Below are 13,897 nucleotides of genomic sequence, written 5' to 3'. Positions count from 1 at the left end.
GCGTTCCCCGGCCGCCATGGCCGGGCCGGACTCGCCGCGCCAGCGGGCGGTCGGTGGCGGGGCGGCGGCGCTGCTCGGCGGTGGCCAGGGCTCGGCCTTCGACGACGACTCCGACGCGCCCAAGGAAGTCCCGGCCGTGCCGTCCCTGGCGGTGCTCCGGCCCCGCCGCACGGGCGCCCCGGCGGCCGGGGGCACCGAGTCGACCGACGCCTCCGGGAAGCCGCGCAAGCGCCTGCCGAGCTGGGACGACGTGCTCTTCGGCAGCGGTCCGGCGGCCCGCGAGTCCTCCTGACCCGGTCGACTCCGCCCGGCGTGAGCCGCGTCCGGTCGACGTGAGGCACTCGAAGTGGCGCCGTGGCAGGGTGGCCTGATGGAGTACACGAATCTGGGCCGTACGGGCCTGTCGGTCAGTCGGCTCTGCCTCGGCACGATGAACTTCGGGCCACAGACCACCGAGCCGGACAGTTTCTCGATCATGGACCGGGCTCTCGACCACGGGATCAACTTCTTCGACACCGCAAACGTCTACGGCTGGCAGACCGGCGAGGGAATCACCGAGCAGATCATCGGCCGCTGGTTCGCCCAGGGCGGCGGCCGGCGGGAGAAGGTCGTCCTGGCCACCAAGGTCTACGGCAAGATGGGCGAGTGGCCCAACGAGCAGGGCCTCTCCGCCCGGCACATCGTGCGGGCCTGCGAGGATTCGCTGCGCCGGCTCCAGACCGACACGATCGACCTCTACCAGATGCACCACATCTCCCGCACCACGCCCTGGGAGGAGATCTGGCAGGCCATGGAGACCCTGGTCGCCCAGGGCAAGGTGCTCTACGTCGGATCGTCCAACTTCGCCGGTTGGCACATCTCCGTGGCGCAGCAGGCGGCCGGCCGACGCAACTTCCTCGGGCTCGTCTCCGAGCAGTGCATCTACAACCTGCTGACCCGGCACGTCGAGCTGGAGGTCGTGCCCGCCGCGCAACACCACGGCCTGGGCATCATCCCGTGGTCCCCGCTGCACGGCGGGCTGCTCGCCGGCGTGCTGCGCAAGATGGCGGAGGGCGGGGCCGCGCGCGGCGCCAGCGGCCGCGCGGCCGACGCCCTGGCCGAGCACCGATCGACCATCGAGGCGTACGAGAAGCTCTGCGCCGACCTGGGTCACGACCCGGCGGACGTGGCGCTCGGCTGGCTGCTCTCCCGGCCGGGGGTGACCGCCCCGATCATCGGCCCGCGGACGGTCGACCAGCTCGACCGCTCCCTCGGCGCCCTGGCCGTGACCCTCGACGAGGCGACCCTGACCCGCCTCGACGACCTCTTCCCGCCCGTCGGCAACGGCGGCCCCGGCCCGGAGGCGTGGGCCTGGTGACGGCCGGTCGGCGCGGCCAGGTGACGGGCCGTCAGAGGGCCCTGGTGACGGGCGGTCAGAGCGGCCAGGCGGCGACCCGGTCGTAGCTGGGCCGGGGGCCGAGGTGGCTGCGCATCAGCGCCATCTCGGCCGCCGGCCACTCCGGACCCTCGTACGCGTGCAGGGCGGTGACGTCGGCCGCCACGTCGGTCGGGGGCACCCGGTCGCCGGGGCGGGCGACGGTCAGGTGCGGCCGGAACGGTCGCTCGTCGTGGGGCAGGCGGGCGTGCCGCAGCCGGGAGCGGATCAGCCGGGCCAGCACGTTCAGCGGCTCCACGTCGCCGCGCACGTCGACCCAGAGCACGGTGAACCGGCCCCGCCCGAACCGGCCGCCGCCGCCCAGCCGGAGCCGGGGGGTGGCGTCCCGGCCGTCGCGGGACCACTCGGCGGCGAGCCCGAGCGCGCTCTCCACCTCGACCAGCCGGTCCGCCTCGACGTCGCCGAGGAAGGCGAGGGTGAGGTGCGCGTGGGCCGGGTCGGCGAGCCGGACGTTGATCCCGGCGGCGGACGCCGCGCCGATGCGTAGCCGCTCGACCTGGGCGCGCAGGTGCTCGACCGCCTCCGGCGGAGGGTGGACCGCGACGAAGAGCCTCAACCGGGGTTGCCGCTCAGGGGTGGCGCTGCCGGTGGTTGGCCCGGGCGGCGGGCAGGGCCAGCCCGGCGGCGTGCAGCACGCCCTCCACCCGGACCCGCTCGATCTCCAGGTCGACGCCCTCCAGCTCGGTCAGGTGCTCGGTGATCCCGAGCGCCCGGCAGGCCAGCCGGAGCCGATCGTCGTACGCCTGGAGCACCGCGCCGTGCCAGACCATCGACCGGCCGCTCGCGCCGACCCGTTGGCCGCCGAGGCGGCGCAGGTCGGCGGCGAGCTGTTCCAGGGGACGGCGGTCCTCCCGGTCGAAGCCGCTCAGGTCGATGTCGCGGGTCAGCGCGTCCGCCTCGACCGCCCGGTCCAGTCGGGCGATGGTGCGGCGTTCCCGCCGCCGGTCCCGCCACTCGGCGTACCCGCAGGCCACCCGGTCGATGATCTCGTCGGCACAGAACACCAGGGCGATCACCGCCGGCAGACTGGCGACGGCGATGAACGCCAGGGCCAGTAGCAGCATGCGTCCGACCTCCACGTATCGACGCTAAGCCCCATCGCACCGCACCGCCACCGGATTGGCCGCATCCGCGCCATCCGCTCAACGGGACCGACCGCCCCCGGCCCTCAGCAGTCGGCGGAGGTGACGTAGAAGCGGGGCATCGGCAGGATGCGGAAGCGCAGCCGGGCACCCGAGTGGCGCAGCTGCCAGGTGAGCGCGAGCAGGGCGGTGACCAGCGAGATCAGCCCACCGATCCAGATGCTCGCCCCGGCGCCGTAGGTCTCGGCGAGCCAGCCGATGACCGGGGCGCCGACCGGGTTGGTGCCGAGGAAGACCAGCACCCACAGGGCCATCACCCGGCCGCGGAAGGCGGCGTCGGTACCGAGCTGGATCCGCTGGTTGGCGGCCTGGGCGAAGAACACCATGAAGAACCCGGTCGGCAGCAGCAGCGTCACCACCATCCAGTACGCCGGGGCGAGGCCGACCAGGGTGCCGAAGCTGGCGAAGGCGACCGCGGCGCCGAGCACCACCCAGACCGACGGCCGGCTGCGCCGCCCGGTGCCGGCGAGCGCCCCGACCAGCGCGCCGACCGCCAGCGCGCTGCTGAACAGCCCGAACGAGGCGGCTCCGGTGTTGAAGACGGTCTTGGCCAGCGCGGCCAGGGTGAGCTGGAAGTTGAACAGCGCGGTGGCGATGACCGAGACCATCACCATCGGCAGCAGCAGGTCCGGACGGCGCCGGACGTAGCGCAGGCCGTCGATCACCTTCGCCGAGGCCCGCTCGTCGCGGGGCGGCAGCGCCTCGCGGTGCAGCTCCGCCGGGCGCATCCGGACCACGTTGACCAGCGGGGCGATCGAGCTGAGCGCGGTGACCAGGAAGACCGGCCCGACGTCGAAGGCGGCGATGGCCAGGCCGGCGACGGCCGGCCCGACGATCCGGGCGGAGTTGAAGGTGGCCGCGTTGAGCGAGAGCGCGTTCGGCAGCAGGGACGTGCCGACCAGTTCGGAGACGAACGCCTGCCGGACCGGGGTCTCCACCGCGTTGGCGGTGCCGAGCAGGGCGGCGAAGGCGAAGACGTGCCAGAGTTCCACCAGCCCGGTGACCACCAGCAGGCTCATGGCCAGCGCCAGGACGGTCCAGAACGCGTTGGCGACGAAGAGCAGCATCCGCTTGTCGTAGCGGTCGGCGAGCCGCCCGGAGATCAGGGTGAGCAGCAGCACCGGGGTGAACTGGAGGGCGGTCACCACACCGAGCGCGGTGGCGGAGTTGTCGGAGAGCTCGAGGACGAGCCAGTCCTGGGCGATGAACATCATCCAGACGCCGATCAGCTTGATCAGCTGCCCGGATGCGAAAAGCCGGTAGTTGCGGACCTGTAGGGACTGGAACATCGTGCTCAGCTTCGCCTGCACTCTTGGTGCGCCTCCTCGCGGTCGTACGCGTCATCGACAGCGGACGGCGCGGGCGCGGTGGCGCGCGGTCAGGCGCGGGCGAGCTGCTGCAGGATCTCGGCAGCCTGCCGCAGCGTGTCCCGCTCGGCTTCGCCGAGTTCGGCCAGCCGGTGGGCCAGCCACTCGTCGCGGGCGCGCTCGAACTGGTCGAGCACCGCCCGTCCTCCCTCGGTCGCGGCGAGGATGACCTGTCGGCCGTCGGTCGGGTGGGGGGTGCGCTGCACGAGGCCGCGCTCCTCCAACTTCGCGACGATCTTGGTCATCGTCGGTGGCTGTACCCGCTCGACGTCGGCCAGTTCCCGGGGCGTCAGCGCGCCCGCCAGCCGGAGGCTGGTGAGCGCGGAGAGCTGGGTGACCGTGAGGTCGCCGACCGGCCGGGCCTGGCGGACCCGTCGGTTGAGCCGGGTGATCGCATCACGCAGCTGCGGTGCCAGCTGCGCCGGTGGCACGCTTTTCGCCGTCACCGTCCGCTCCGTCACGATAGTTAGCATAACTAATGAGCCTGGCTAACGACATGCGATATGACCATGCTCACCGGGAGGATTGCCCTGCTCCGGGCCGGGTATCCGATCTGGTCACCGGCCCGGAGCGAGGCGTCACAGCACCACGGACTCGATCGGCCCGCGCAGGAAGTAGAGCACGAAAAGCGCCGCCACCCCGTACAGCAGCGGGTGGATCTCCCGCGCCTTGCCCTTGGCGAGCTTGACCACCACGTACGTGATCAGGCCGGCGCCGATGCCGTTGGAGATCGAATAGGTGAACGGCATCAGCACGATGGTGAGGAACGCCGGGATGGCGATCTCGTAGTCCGACCAGTCGATGGTCCGCACCGCGGTCATCATCAGGAAGCCGACCACCACCAGCGCGGTCGACGCCGCCTCGAACGGCACCACCACCACCAACGGCGCCAGGAACATGGCCAGCAGGAACAGTCCGCCGGTGACCAGGTTGGCCAGGCCGGTCCGGGCACCCTCCGCCACACCGGCGGCGCTCTCGATGTACGACGTGTTGCTGGAGGTGCTCGCCGCACCGCCGGCCGCCGCCGCGATCGAGTCGACCAGCAAGATCTCCCTGGCCCGCGGCGGGGTGCCCCGCTCGTCGAGCATGCCGCCCTCCTGGCCGACCGCCACCATCGTGCCCATGGTGTCGAAGAAGTCGGTGATCAGCAGGGTGAAGATGAACATCAGCACGACGACCCAGCCGGCCCGGCCCCACGAGTCGAGCACGTTGAACTTGCCGAGCAGCGACAGGTCCGGCAGGTCCACCACGGTCTTCGGCAGCTCCGGAACGTTGAGCGCCCAGCCCTTCGGGTTCGGCTTGCCGTCGACGAAGGGCGGGCCGATGTTCGCGACCGCCTCAACGATCATCGCCAGCACCGTGGAGGCGAGGATGCCGATCAGGATCGCGCCCCTGACCCGGCGGACCACCAGCACCAACGTCACCAGCAGGCCCACCACGAAGACCAGCAGCGGCCAGCTCACCAGCTTGCCGCCGATGCCCAGGCCCACCGGCACGGTGGTGTTCTGCACGTCCGGCACCCGCCGGACGAAGCCGGCGTCGACCAGGCCGATGATGGTCAGGAAGAGCCCGATGCCGACGCCGATCGCCGTCTTCAGCTGCGTCGGGACCGAGCGGAACACCGCGGTGCGCAGGCCGGTGAGCACCAGCACCGCGATGATCACACCCTCGATCACCACCAGGCCCATCGCGTCCGCCCAGGTCATCTCCGGGGCGATCTCGTACGCGACCAGCGCGTTGACGCCGAGGCCGGCGGCGAGCGCCAGCGGGAACCGGCCGACCACGCCCATCAGGATGGTCATCAGGCCGGCGACCAGGGCGGTCGCCGCGGCGAGGGCGGCAATGGGAAGCTTCTGGCCGTCGCCGTCGACGGCACCACCGAGGATGAGCGGGTTGAGCACCACGATGTACGCCATCGTGAAGAAGGTCGCCAGGCCACCGCGTACCTCGCGGCTCATCGTCGAGCCGCGGGCGGAGATCTCGAAGTACCGGTCCAGACCGCTACGCGGATGAGCGGGGTCGGGTGGTGTGCCGTTGTCGGGCGGCGCTACTGCCATCAGGTTCCTCGCAGGTGATCTTCCGTTGTCGCGCGCATCGTCCCAGATCACCGGCCGGCAGGAAAAGTTGATCGCGTACGCTTGCGGCGTGCCGAAGCAGCAGCCGCCGCGGCCCGAGCCACTCGACCCGCCGATGGTGCCGTTCGCCCTCGCCGGGATGGCGGCCTGGGCGGTCGCCGGGCTGGTGCTGCTGCTCTTCCGCGGCTGGCTGACCGAGCACGGTCACCAGGACTGGCTCTGGATCTGCCTGGCCGGTTTCCTGTGGGGGTTCCCCGGCCTCGCGACGATGATGCGGCACGACGCCAACCGCCGTCGCCGTCGCGCCAGCACCTGACCGACCCGACGCCGGCACCGCAGCCGACCCGGCCTCAGCCGGGGGCCGGCCCAGCCTCAGCCTGGGACCGTCAGGAGTGCCCGTACGGCTCCGCCGGCTCGGCGGCCTCGACCGAACCGGGCGCCCGGCTGACCGACACGGTCTCCACCGCGCTGTCGTCGTAGATCGTGGGCAACTCGTCGACCGGGGTGTCGACGGCCTCGACCAGGGTCTCCGAGTGGGCGCCGCAGCCGTGGTCGGCGCTGACCACCCGACCGTCGTCCGGCGCGTAGAAGTTGCCGCAGGCGCCGAAGGCCTGCCGCATCGCGCCGGCGAGCGGCAGGTAGAAGCCACAGGTCCCGCAGCGCGCGGCGGCGGGGGCGGCGGTCGAGATGGGCGCGGACGGGCCGTGGTCGCCGTCGTACCAGCGCTGGGCCGCCTCGCTGCGCCCCTCGCGGGAGAGCACCCGGGGCCGGCCGAGACCGAGTTCCCAGGCGGTCTCCTCGACCGCCGGGTCGTCGGAGAGCACGTAGCCGGGCTGGAGCCGCTCGTCGTCCGGCGGGGTGGGCAGCAGGTCACCGGGGCCGAGGTCGCCCGGCTTGAGCCGCTCCTGCCAGGGCAGCCAGCCCGGGGCGAGCAACGCCTCGGAGCCGGGGATCAGCACCGTCTCGCAGACGGTGACGTGCCGACTGCGGGGCACCCGGGTGACGGTGACCGCCCAGCGCCAGCCGCGGTAGCCGGTGAGCCGGCAGTCGAAATAATGGGTGACGAGCCGGTCGCCCTCCGCGACAGCCTGCAGGTGGTCGCCGATGTCTGCGGGGTCGACCTCGGTGATGGCGTCGCGCGCCACCTCGACGGCGGCGGCACACACCTGGTCGAGACGGGCGGCACGGGCGGAGGCGGGCCTGGTCACCCCTCCATTGTTCCCCATGCGTACGGCCGGCTGACAGGCACTCCCCGAGATGTTCTGCGGCGGTGGTGCGGCGTGCGCCGATCGGATGGGCGAGGATGGTGCACATGCCGCTGTTCTCCCGCTCCGGGCGGTCCGTACTCGGGCGAACCGTCGGCACGGGCATCAAAGCCGTCCGACTGCTGTTCCGGGGCTCCGTCAGCGGTGGGCGCTGGATGACCCGCCGCGCCGGTCGGGCCCGGTCCCGGGGTGCCGGCGGCGAGGTCGGCATGGTGCGCCTGTTCGACCTGCACGCGGTCTCCTGCGCCGGGGACACGCTGATCGCCATCGGCCTGGCCGGGACGATCTTCTTCAACGTCCCGCTCGGTGAGGCGCGCAGCAAGGTCGCCCTCTACCTGCTGGTGACCATGGTGCCGTTCGCCATGCTCGCCCCGGTGGTGGGACCGCTGCTCGACCACTTCCGGCACGGCCGCCGGTACGCCCTGGCCGCCACCATGCTCGGCCGGGCCTTTCTGGCCTGGCTGATCTCCGACTACATCCACGGCTTCGGGCTCTACCCGGCGGCGTTCGGCGTGCTGGCGCTCTCCCGCGCGTACGGGGTGGCCCGCTCGGCGGCCGTCCCCCGGCTGCTCCCGGAGGGGTTGGGCCTGTCCCAGGTCGGCGCGCGGGCGAGTGTCTACGGCACGGTGGCCGGCGCGCTCGTCGCCCCGATCGGGCTGGCCGCGTTCTGGTTCGGGCCGCAGTGGCCGCTCCGGGTGGCCTCGGTCATCTTCCTGGTCGGCATGGTGATTTCCCTGCGGCTGCCGCCGAAGGCCGACTCGGAACCGCCGGAGCGGGTGCCCCGGCCGCTGCGCGCGCTGGGCCGTCGCACCGGGGAACGGCCGCTGGGCCGGGGGCGTCCGGCGGGCCGGCTGGTGATCGCCACCCTGGTCGGCGCGGCGACCCTGCGCGCGGTCTACGGCTTCCTGCTGCTCTTCCTCGCCTTCGCGATCAAGGCGGGTGACCTGACCACGGTGGTGTTCGGCCGGGATCTGGGCGACGAGGGCGCGCTCGGCCTGGTCGGCGGCGCGCTGGCCGTGGGGAGTTTCCTGGCGACCGCGATCGGCACCCGGCTGCACATCCACCGGCCCGCCGCGATCCAGTCCAGCGGCATGATCATCGTCGCGGGCGTGGCGGTCCTCGCCGCGCTGAAGTTCTCGCTGCCCATGGTCGCCCTGCTCTGTCTCGTCTCGGCGCTGATCAGCGGCATCGCCAAGCTCACCGTGGACGCCTCGATCCAGGAGCGCATCCCGGAACGGCTGCGCGCCAGCTCCTTCGCCCACTCGGAGACGGTGCTGATGCTCGCGTTCGTCGCGGGCGGCGGGCTGGGGCTCGTACCCTTCGACGGCCGGATGGGGATCGCCGTCGCGGCCGGGGTCGGCGCGGTGGCGGCCGTCCGGGGCGTGGTGGTGGCGGGACGGTTGCGCGCCGAGCGGCTGCTCGGCCGCCCGCTGGGCGACGGCGAGCTGACCGACGAGACCGCCGAGGACACGGGTCTCGACGGACCGGACCGGGCCGACCGGGACGTGCGGCCCGACCGCGCCGAGCGGAAGGTCGACGGCCGGAACGCCGATCCCGCGCCCACCTCCCCGGCCCCGGTCCAAGCCGGCGCGCCGCTGGACGACCCCGGCCTGGCACCGCCGGGCTACCACATCTACCGCCCGTCGTCGGCGGTCGGCGGGCCGAACGGAGGGGGCGGGGTGGACGACGAGTCCCGGCGGGAGCCGCAGGGGCCACTGTCGTGACCGGCCTGCTGGTGGTCACCGCGGTGCCCGCCGAGGCGGAGGCCATCCGGGCCGGCCTGTCGGACCAGACGACGACCGTGCTGCCGGTGGGGGTCGGACCGGCCGTCGCCGGCGCCGCCACCGCCCGGCTGCTGGTGCTCGCCGAGGCGGCCGGCCGGCCGTACCGGGCGGTGGTCAGCGCGGGCGTGGCGGGTGGCTTCGCCGGCCAGGTGAAGGTGGGCGGCACGGTCCTGGCCAGCCGGTCCGTCGCCGCGGACCTGGGCGCCGAGTCGCCGACCGGCTTCATCCCGGTCGACGAACTGGGCATGCCCCCGGAGTGGCTCGGTGGCGGCACGACCGTCACCGCCGATCCCGAGCTGCTGGACGCCCTACGCGCCGGGCTGCCGGGGGCCACGGTGGGCCCGGTGCTCACGGTCAGCACGGTGACCGGCACCGCGGCCAGCACCGACGTACTGCGCCGGCGGCACCCGGACGCGGTGGCCGAGGCCATGGAGGGGTACGGCGTGGCCGTCGCCGCCACGCAGGCCGGCCTCCCCTTCGCCGAGCTGCGTACCGTCTCCAACCCGGTCGGTCCCCGCGACCGTGACGCCTGGCGCATGCGCGAGGCACTCGCCGCCCTCACGGCGGCCGCAACGATCCTGGCCTGACCGGCACTCCCCCAGTCGTCACGGCCGCCGCAAAGTCCTGACCTGACCGGCACGCCAGCCCTCGATCCCCGGCTCTACCGGCAGCGATGGGACATCCGCCCCTGCTGCCAACCCCGCGACAGCCGCAGCCGCCTTGAACGGCGGGCTCGCCACCCTCGGGGCGGCAGCCCCGGCGGTCCTCAAATGGCCAGCACGTCCGACGTCCTCACGGCGGCTGCGGTGGCCCTGGCCTGAAACGGCCGGTCCAGCCGCAGCGCCCACGGTCGGTTCGGTTGGAGCAGGTAGCCGCAGGCGAGCAGCAGATCGACGCCCTCGAACTCGGCGATGGCGCGGGCGGCCGTGATGCCCGCCCGATCCATCTCCGCGGTGAGCAGCCCCACCAGTCGGCGACCGATGCCGAGCCGCCGGTGCTTTCCGTCGACGAGGATCCCGTCGACCACGATCTCCCGCTCGTCGTTCGGTTCCTCGCCGTCCGCCAGATGTGGGCTGCGTTCATGGGCTCGCAGCTCACCGACCAGCTCACCGCCCGGCAGCTCGGCGACGAACCGCCACGACGTCGCCGGCAGGCCGCCGCCCACCACCCGGCGCACCCGGACCGTCCGCCGAACCTGCTCGGCCCACCGACGCCCGTCCCGGTAGCCACGGTCCCGCTCGTAGGTGACCGCCGGCACCGGCCGCGGCCACAAGGCCGGCGGCAGCTTGTACCAGTTCGCCCACCAGGCGCCCGGCCAGTCACGCGGCTCCCGCACCTCCCACGCGTCGAGATGCGCCGGATACCGACGCCCCGCCGCGTCCCGCAGCCCGTCATGCGGCACGACCGACCCGTCGCGGCGGTCCCCGTTCACAACCCCACCGCCACCGCGCCCGCCACCGATCCCACCACCGCCACCGATCCCGCCACCGCCACCACCGCCGCCGGCGGCGGCGCCGCCGAAATCGTCGGGTGACACACCGATCGTCAGCTCACCGCCGGCCGCCCGGACGAGCCTCTCCACGGTGCGGAACCGCGGGTCGACCGCCCGCCCCGACTCGATCCGCGCGATGGTCGCCTGCGGAACCCCCGACCTCTCGGCCAGGTCCCGCTGACTCAGATCCGCCCTCCGCCGAAGTGCCCGGAGGATCGCCCCCAGGTCAACGACGTCCTCCGACTCCGCCAAGAGAACGATGCTTCCGGCGTGGCGGGCGTTCCTCAACAGCCCTCGACGATCTGTGGACAAGGTTGTGGATAACTTCTGTCCCGGCAGTTCCCACCCCACCTGTCGCGCGCTTTGGAGCTGAACCGTTTACGACATCAGCCGGCCCGATCGGCCCGACCCGCGACCGCAACCGCGACCGGGTTCCAGGTGCCACTGCGACCTACCGGCTCGAATCGTTTACGACATCAGCTCCAAAGCGCCCGCGCGCCACCTTCCCGACCGGCACGGCGACCGCCACAGCGGGCGCGCGTCACAGTGGCTCGGCCGCGGGCGGGGCCGGGAGGGGGCGGGGCTACCGTGGGGGCGTGGCGCTCTCGCTGGCGATCTCGCCCTGCCCCAACGACACGTTCGTCTTCCACGCCCTGGTGCACGGCCTCGTGCCGGGCGCGCCGCCGGTCAAGGTGACGTACGCGGACGTCGACGTGACCAACACGGCCGCCGAGCGGGGGGCGTTCGACCTGGTCAAGGTGAGCTACGCGGCGCTGCCGTGGCTGCTGGACGACTATCACCTGCTGCCCTGCGGGGGCGCGCTCGGCCGCGGCAACGGCCCGCTCGTGCTGACCCGGGGCGACCTCACCGACTCTGGCTCAGGCGACCGTGACGCCGACGAGTACCGCGCCGGCTCAGGCGACCGCGCCCTCCACCTCGACCGCGCCGGCTCAGCCCACCACGCCGATCAAGCCGGCTCTGCCGACCACACCAGCTCAGCCGACCCCGACCGCGCCGACCGCGCTAGCTCAGGCAACCAACCCGACCGCGCTGGCTCAGGCGACCACCTTGACCGCGCAAACCGCGGCCTCCGCGCCGATCGCGGCGGTCATCGCGGGGTCGACCTGAGCGGCGCCACGGTTGCCGTGCCGGGCGACCGGACGACGGCGTACCTGCTCTTCCGGCTCTGGGCGGCCGACCGGCCCCCGGCGCGGATCGAGGTCGTGCCGTTCCACGAGATCATGCCGGGCGTCGCGGCCGGCAGGTACGACGCCGGTCTGGTCATCCACGAGGCCCGCTTCACCTATCCGCGGTACGGCCTGACCGCCCTGGTCGACCTGGGCGAGTGGTGGGAGGCCGACACCGGCCTGCCGATTCCGCTCGGCGCGATCCTGGCCCGGCGCGGCGCGGTGGACCCGCGGGCCGCGGCCGGATGGATCCGCGAGTCGGTCCGCCGGGCCTGGGCCGACCCGGCCGCCAGCCGGGACTACGTGCTGGCACACGCCCAGGAGATGGAACCCGACGTGGTGGACCGGCACATCGGCCTCTACGTCAACGAGTTCACCGCGGACCTGGGGGACGCGGGGTTCGCCGCCGTCGAGGCGCTGCTCGGCCGGGCCACCGACGCCGGGCTGGTCCCTCAGACCTCCAGCTCGCTGGCCACCGCGTGGACCAGCTGAGCGATCTTCTGAGCGGTCTTGCGGTCCGGGAAACGGCCCCGGCGCAGGTCCGGCTGGACCTTCGCCTCCAGCACCTTGATCATGTCCTCGATGAGGCCGTGCAGTTCCTCCGCCGGTCGCCGGCGCAGCTCCGCCATCGACGGCGGGGCGTCGAGCAGCTTGACCCCCATCGCCTGCGCGCCCCGGCGGCTGTCCACCACGCTGAAGTCGACCCGCTGACCACCCTTGAGGTCGGTGACACCCGCCGGTAGCGCGCCCTTGGGCAGGAACACGTCGCCACCCTCGTCACTGGTGACGAAACCGTATCCCTTGGCCGCGTCATACCACTTCACTCGACCCGTCGGCACCTGAGAACCCCTGTTTCGCTTGAGACGACTACTGCTCCAAGGCTAGCTGGATCATGCCGTCCAGCGCCGCTGGGAATCCGGTGAGGTCGTCCAGCACCACCTCCGCCCCGGCGGCACGCAGGTCCTCCCGGGAGCACGGCCCGGTGGCGACCGCGATTCCGGGTACCCCCGCCGCCCCGGCGGCCACCATGTCGGCCACGTGGTCACCGACGTAGTGGGTCGCCCCGTGCCGGCGCAACGCGGTCGCCTTCTCCTCGGCGAACAGGTCGCCGGCCACCTCGTCGACCACCATCCCGAGGTGCTCCAGGTGCAGCCGGGCCAGCCGGCCCAGCTTCGAGGTGACCACCAGCACCCGACCACCCCGCGCACGGACCGCGTCGATCGCCTCGAGGGCGCCGGGCAGCGGGACCGTGGGCGTGATCGCGTACGCCGGGTAGAGCTCGCGGTAGGCGCGGACGGCGGCGTCCACCTGCTCCGGCGGGAACCAGCGGGCGATCTCGGTGCGCAGCGGCGGGCCGAGCCGGGAGACGGCCGCCTCGGCGTCCACGTGCACCCCCGTCCGGGCGGTCAACGCCCGGTAGGCGTCGGCGATGCCGGGGCGCGAGTCGACCAGGGTCATGTCGAGGTCGAATCCGACCGTCAGAGCAGGCATGCGACGAACCTACCGGCACCGACCGCGGCGCGGCTCGGCCCCGACCGGCGGTGTGCCGGTCCGGCCCGACGTGCGAGGGGCAGGAAGCCCGTCGGCGGGCTAGCGTGGAACGACGATGACCACCTCACTCGCCGACCACCTGCGGTCACTGCCCGACGAGTCGCTCGCCGCCCTGCTCCAGCTGCGGCCGGACCTCGTCGTGCCGGTGCCCGCCGACGTCTCCGCGCTCGCCATCCGGGCCCAGTCCCGGGTCTCGGTGGCCCGTGCCCTCGACGGGCTGGACCAGTTCACCCTGCAGATCCTCGACGCCGCCCGGCTGACCCGGGACGCGGCCGAGGGCACCACCTCCACCGACGCGGTGCTCGCCATGGCCACCGCCGGCCCGCACCCGCCCGCCCCGACCGCCGTGCGCGCCGCGGTGAACCGGCTGCGCGCGCTCTTCCTGCTGTACGGCCCGGAGAGCGCCCTGCACGTGGTGCCGAGCGTGGACGAGGTCTCCCCGTACCCGGCGGGGCTGGGCCGGCCGGCGGCGGAGCTGGACCCGCGGACGGCCGCGCTCTGCGCGGACCCGGCGAAGCTGCGGCGCACGCTGCTGGCGGCACCCCCCTCGGCCCGGGCGATCCTGGACCGGCTGGCCGCCGGCCCGCCGGTGGGGAGCG

At 73.4% G+C, this 13,897-nt stretch carries 13 protein-coding genes and 4 pseudogenes; 8 read left to right on the top strand and 9 right to left on the bottom strand.

Features of this window, described 5'->3' with window-relative positions; all coding sequences use genetic code 11:
- Positions 1 to 292: pseudogene (locus NCC78_RS16495) on the top strand (septation protein SepH); the annotation flags it as partial.
- Between the two features lie 78 nt (positions 293 to 370).
- Positions 371 to 1,357, top strand: coding sequence for an aldo/keto reductase (locus NCC78_RS16490; protein WP_250795464.1), 987 nt, complete (start codon positions 371 to 373; stop codon positions 1,355 to 1,357).
- Positions 1,358 to 1,412: 55 nt separating this feature from the next.
- Here the strand turns inward: NCC78_RS16490 and thpR are convergent, their stop codons facing one another.
- The 5 genes from thpR to NCC78_RS16465 form a co-directional block, all read right to left on the bottom strand.
- Positions 1,413 to 1,991: an RNA 2',3'-cyclic phosphodiesterase gene (gene thpR, locus NCC78_RS16485; protein ID WP_250795463.1), complete on the bottom strand. Its 579-nt coding sequence runs from the start codon at positions 1,989 to 1,991 to the stop codon at positions 1,413 to 1,415.
- A gap of 13 nt (positions 1,992 to 2,004) precedes the next feature.
- The gene (locus NCC78_RS16480) at positions 2,005 to 2,514 is read right to left on the bottom strand and encodes a hypothetical protein (RefSeq protein WP_250795462.1); all 510 of its coding nucleotides are present in this window, start codon (positions 2,512 to 2,514) and stop codon (positions 2,005 to 2,007) included.
- Positions 2,515 to 2,603: 89 nt separating this feature from the next.
- Positions 2,604 to 3,887: an MFS transporter gene (locus NCC78_RS16475; RefSeq protein WP_250795459.1), complete on the bottom strand. Its 1,284-nt coding sequence runs from the start codon at positions 3,885 to 3,887 to the stop codon at positions 2,604 to 2,606.
- Positions 3,888 to 3,955: 68 nt separating this feature from the next.
- Positions 3,956 to 4,405 carry a MarR family winged helix-turn-helix transcriptional regulator gene (locus tag NCC78_RS16470; RefSeq protein ID WP_250795458.1) on the bottom strand — a complete coding sequence of 150 codons (450 nt, stop codon included), beginning with the start codon at positions 4,403 to 4,405 and terminating at the stop codon, positions 3,956 to 3,958.
- Positions 4,406 to 4,522: 117 nt separating this feature from the next.
- Positions 4,523 to 6,001: an NCS2 family permease gene (locus NCC78_RS16465; RefSeq protein WP_250795457.1), complete on the bottom strand. Its 1,479-nt coding sequence runs from the start codon at positions 5,999 to 6,001 to the stop codon at positions 4,523 to 4,525.
- An 88-nt stretch (positions 6,002 to 6,089) separates the two neighbouring features.
- Between NCC78_RS16465 and NCC78_RS16460 the strand changes: the two genes are divergently transcribed.
- Entirely contained in the window at positions 6,090 to 6,335 is a 246-nt protein-coding gene (locus NCC78_RS16460; RefSeq protein WP_250795456.1) for a DUF2530 domain-containing protein, read from the top strand.
- 70 nt (positions 6,336 to 6,405) lie between these two features.
- Here NCC78_RS16460 and NCC78_RS16455 read toward each other — a convergent pair whose 3' ends face one another.
- A complete protein-coding gene (locus tag NCC78_RS16455) occupies positions 6,406 to 7,245 on the bottom strand; it encodes a DUF3027 domain-containing protein (protein ID WP_250795455.1) in 840 nt (279 codons plus the stop codon).
- A gap of 86 nt (positions 7,246 to 7,331) precedes the next feature.
- On the opposite strand from NCC78_RS16455, the pseudogene NCC78_RS16450 reads away from it, so the two are divergent.
- The 3 genes and pseudogenes from NCC78_RS16450 to NCC78_RS16445 form a co-directional block, all read left to right on the top strand.
- Positions 7,332 to 8,739 (top strand): annotated as a pseudogene (locus NCC78_RS16450) (MFS transporter); the annotation flags it as partial.
- A 92-nt stretch (positions 8,740 to 8,831) separates the two neighbouring features.
- Positions 8,832 to 9,008: pseudogene (locus NCC78_RS32545) on the top strand (MFS transporter); the annotation flags it as partial.
- Complete coding sequence (locus NCC78_RS16445; protein ID WP_250795452.1) at positions 9,005 to 9,655, top strand: futalosine hydrolase; 651 nt, start codon at positions 9,005 to 9,007, stop codon at positions 9,653 to 9,655. The pseudogene NCC78_RS32545 and the gene NCC78_RS16445, both read left to right, overlap by 4 nt.
- A gap of 179 nt (positions 9,656 to 9,834) precedes the next feature.
- Here the strand turns inward: NCC78_RS16445 and NCC78_RS16440 are convergent, their stop codons facing one another.
- Positions 9,835 to 10,812, bottom strand: a complete 978-nt coding sequence (locus NCC78_RS16440) for a GNAT family N-acetyltransferase (protein ID WP_250795451.1) — start codon at positions 10,810 to 10,812, stop codon at positions 9,835 to 9,837.
- A 344-nt stretch (positions 10,813 to 11,156) separates the two neighbouring features.
- Here NCC78_RS16440 and NCC78_RS16435 point away from each other — a divergent pair, with 344 nt between their 5' ends.
- Complete coding sequence (locus NCC78_RS16435; protein WP_250795450.1) at positions 11,157 to 12,239, top strand: 1,4-dihydroxy-6-naphtoate synthase; 1,083 nt, start codon at positions 11,157 to 11,159, stop codon at positions 12,237 to 12,239.
- Here the strand turns inward: NCC78_RS16435 and NCC78_RS16430 are convergent.
- Positions 12,200 to 12,586 (bottom strand): cold-shock protein, encoded by a 387-nt coding sequence (locus NCC78_RS16430; protein WP_250795449.1) that lies wholly within the window; start codon positions 12,584 to 12,586, stop codon positions 12,200 to 12,202. The genes NCC78_RS16435 and NCC78_RS16430 overlap by 40 nt on opposite strands.
- Positions 12,587 to 12,614: 28 nt before the next feature.
- Entirely contained in the window at positions 12,615 to 13,238 is a 624-nt protein-coding gene (locus NCC78_RS16425) for an HAD family hydrolase (RefSeq protein ID WP_250795448.1), read from the bottom strand.
- Positions 13,239 to 13,353: 115 nt separating this feature from the next.
- Between NCC78_RS16425 and NCC78_RS16420 the strand changes: the two are divergent.
- Positions 13,354 to 13,897 (top strand): annotated as a pseudogene (locus tag NCC78_RS16420) (helicase-associated domain-containing protein); the annotation flags it as partial.

This window comes from Micromonospora phytophila (assembly GCF_023656545.1).
Taxonomy (GTDB): Bacteria; Actinomycetota; Actinomycetes; order Mycobacteriales; family Micromonosporaceae; genus Micromonospora; species Micromonospora phytophila.
This window is presented reverse-complemented; position numbering and strand designations above follow the sequence as displayed.

Coding starts and splice junctions, on each gene's coding strand:
- NCC78_RS16455 (WP_250795455.1), bottom strand. CDS start 7,245: ATGGGGAACAATGGAGGGGTGACCAGGCCCGCCTCCGCCCGTGCCGCC.
- NCC78_RS16425 (WP_250795448.1), bottom strand. CDS start 13,238: ATGCCTGCTCTGACGGTCGGATTCGACCTCGACATGACCCTGGTCGAC.
- NCC78_RS16465 (WP_250795457.1), bottom strand. CDS start 6,001: ATGGCAGTAGCGCCGCCCGACAACGGCACACCACCCGACCCCGCTCAT.
- NCC78_RS16490 (WP_250795464.1), top strand. CDS start 371: ATGGAGTACACGAATCTGGGCCGTACGGGCCTGTCGGTCAGTCGGCTC.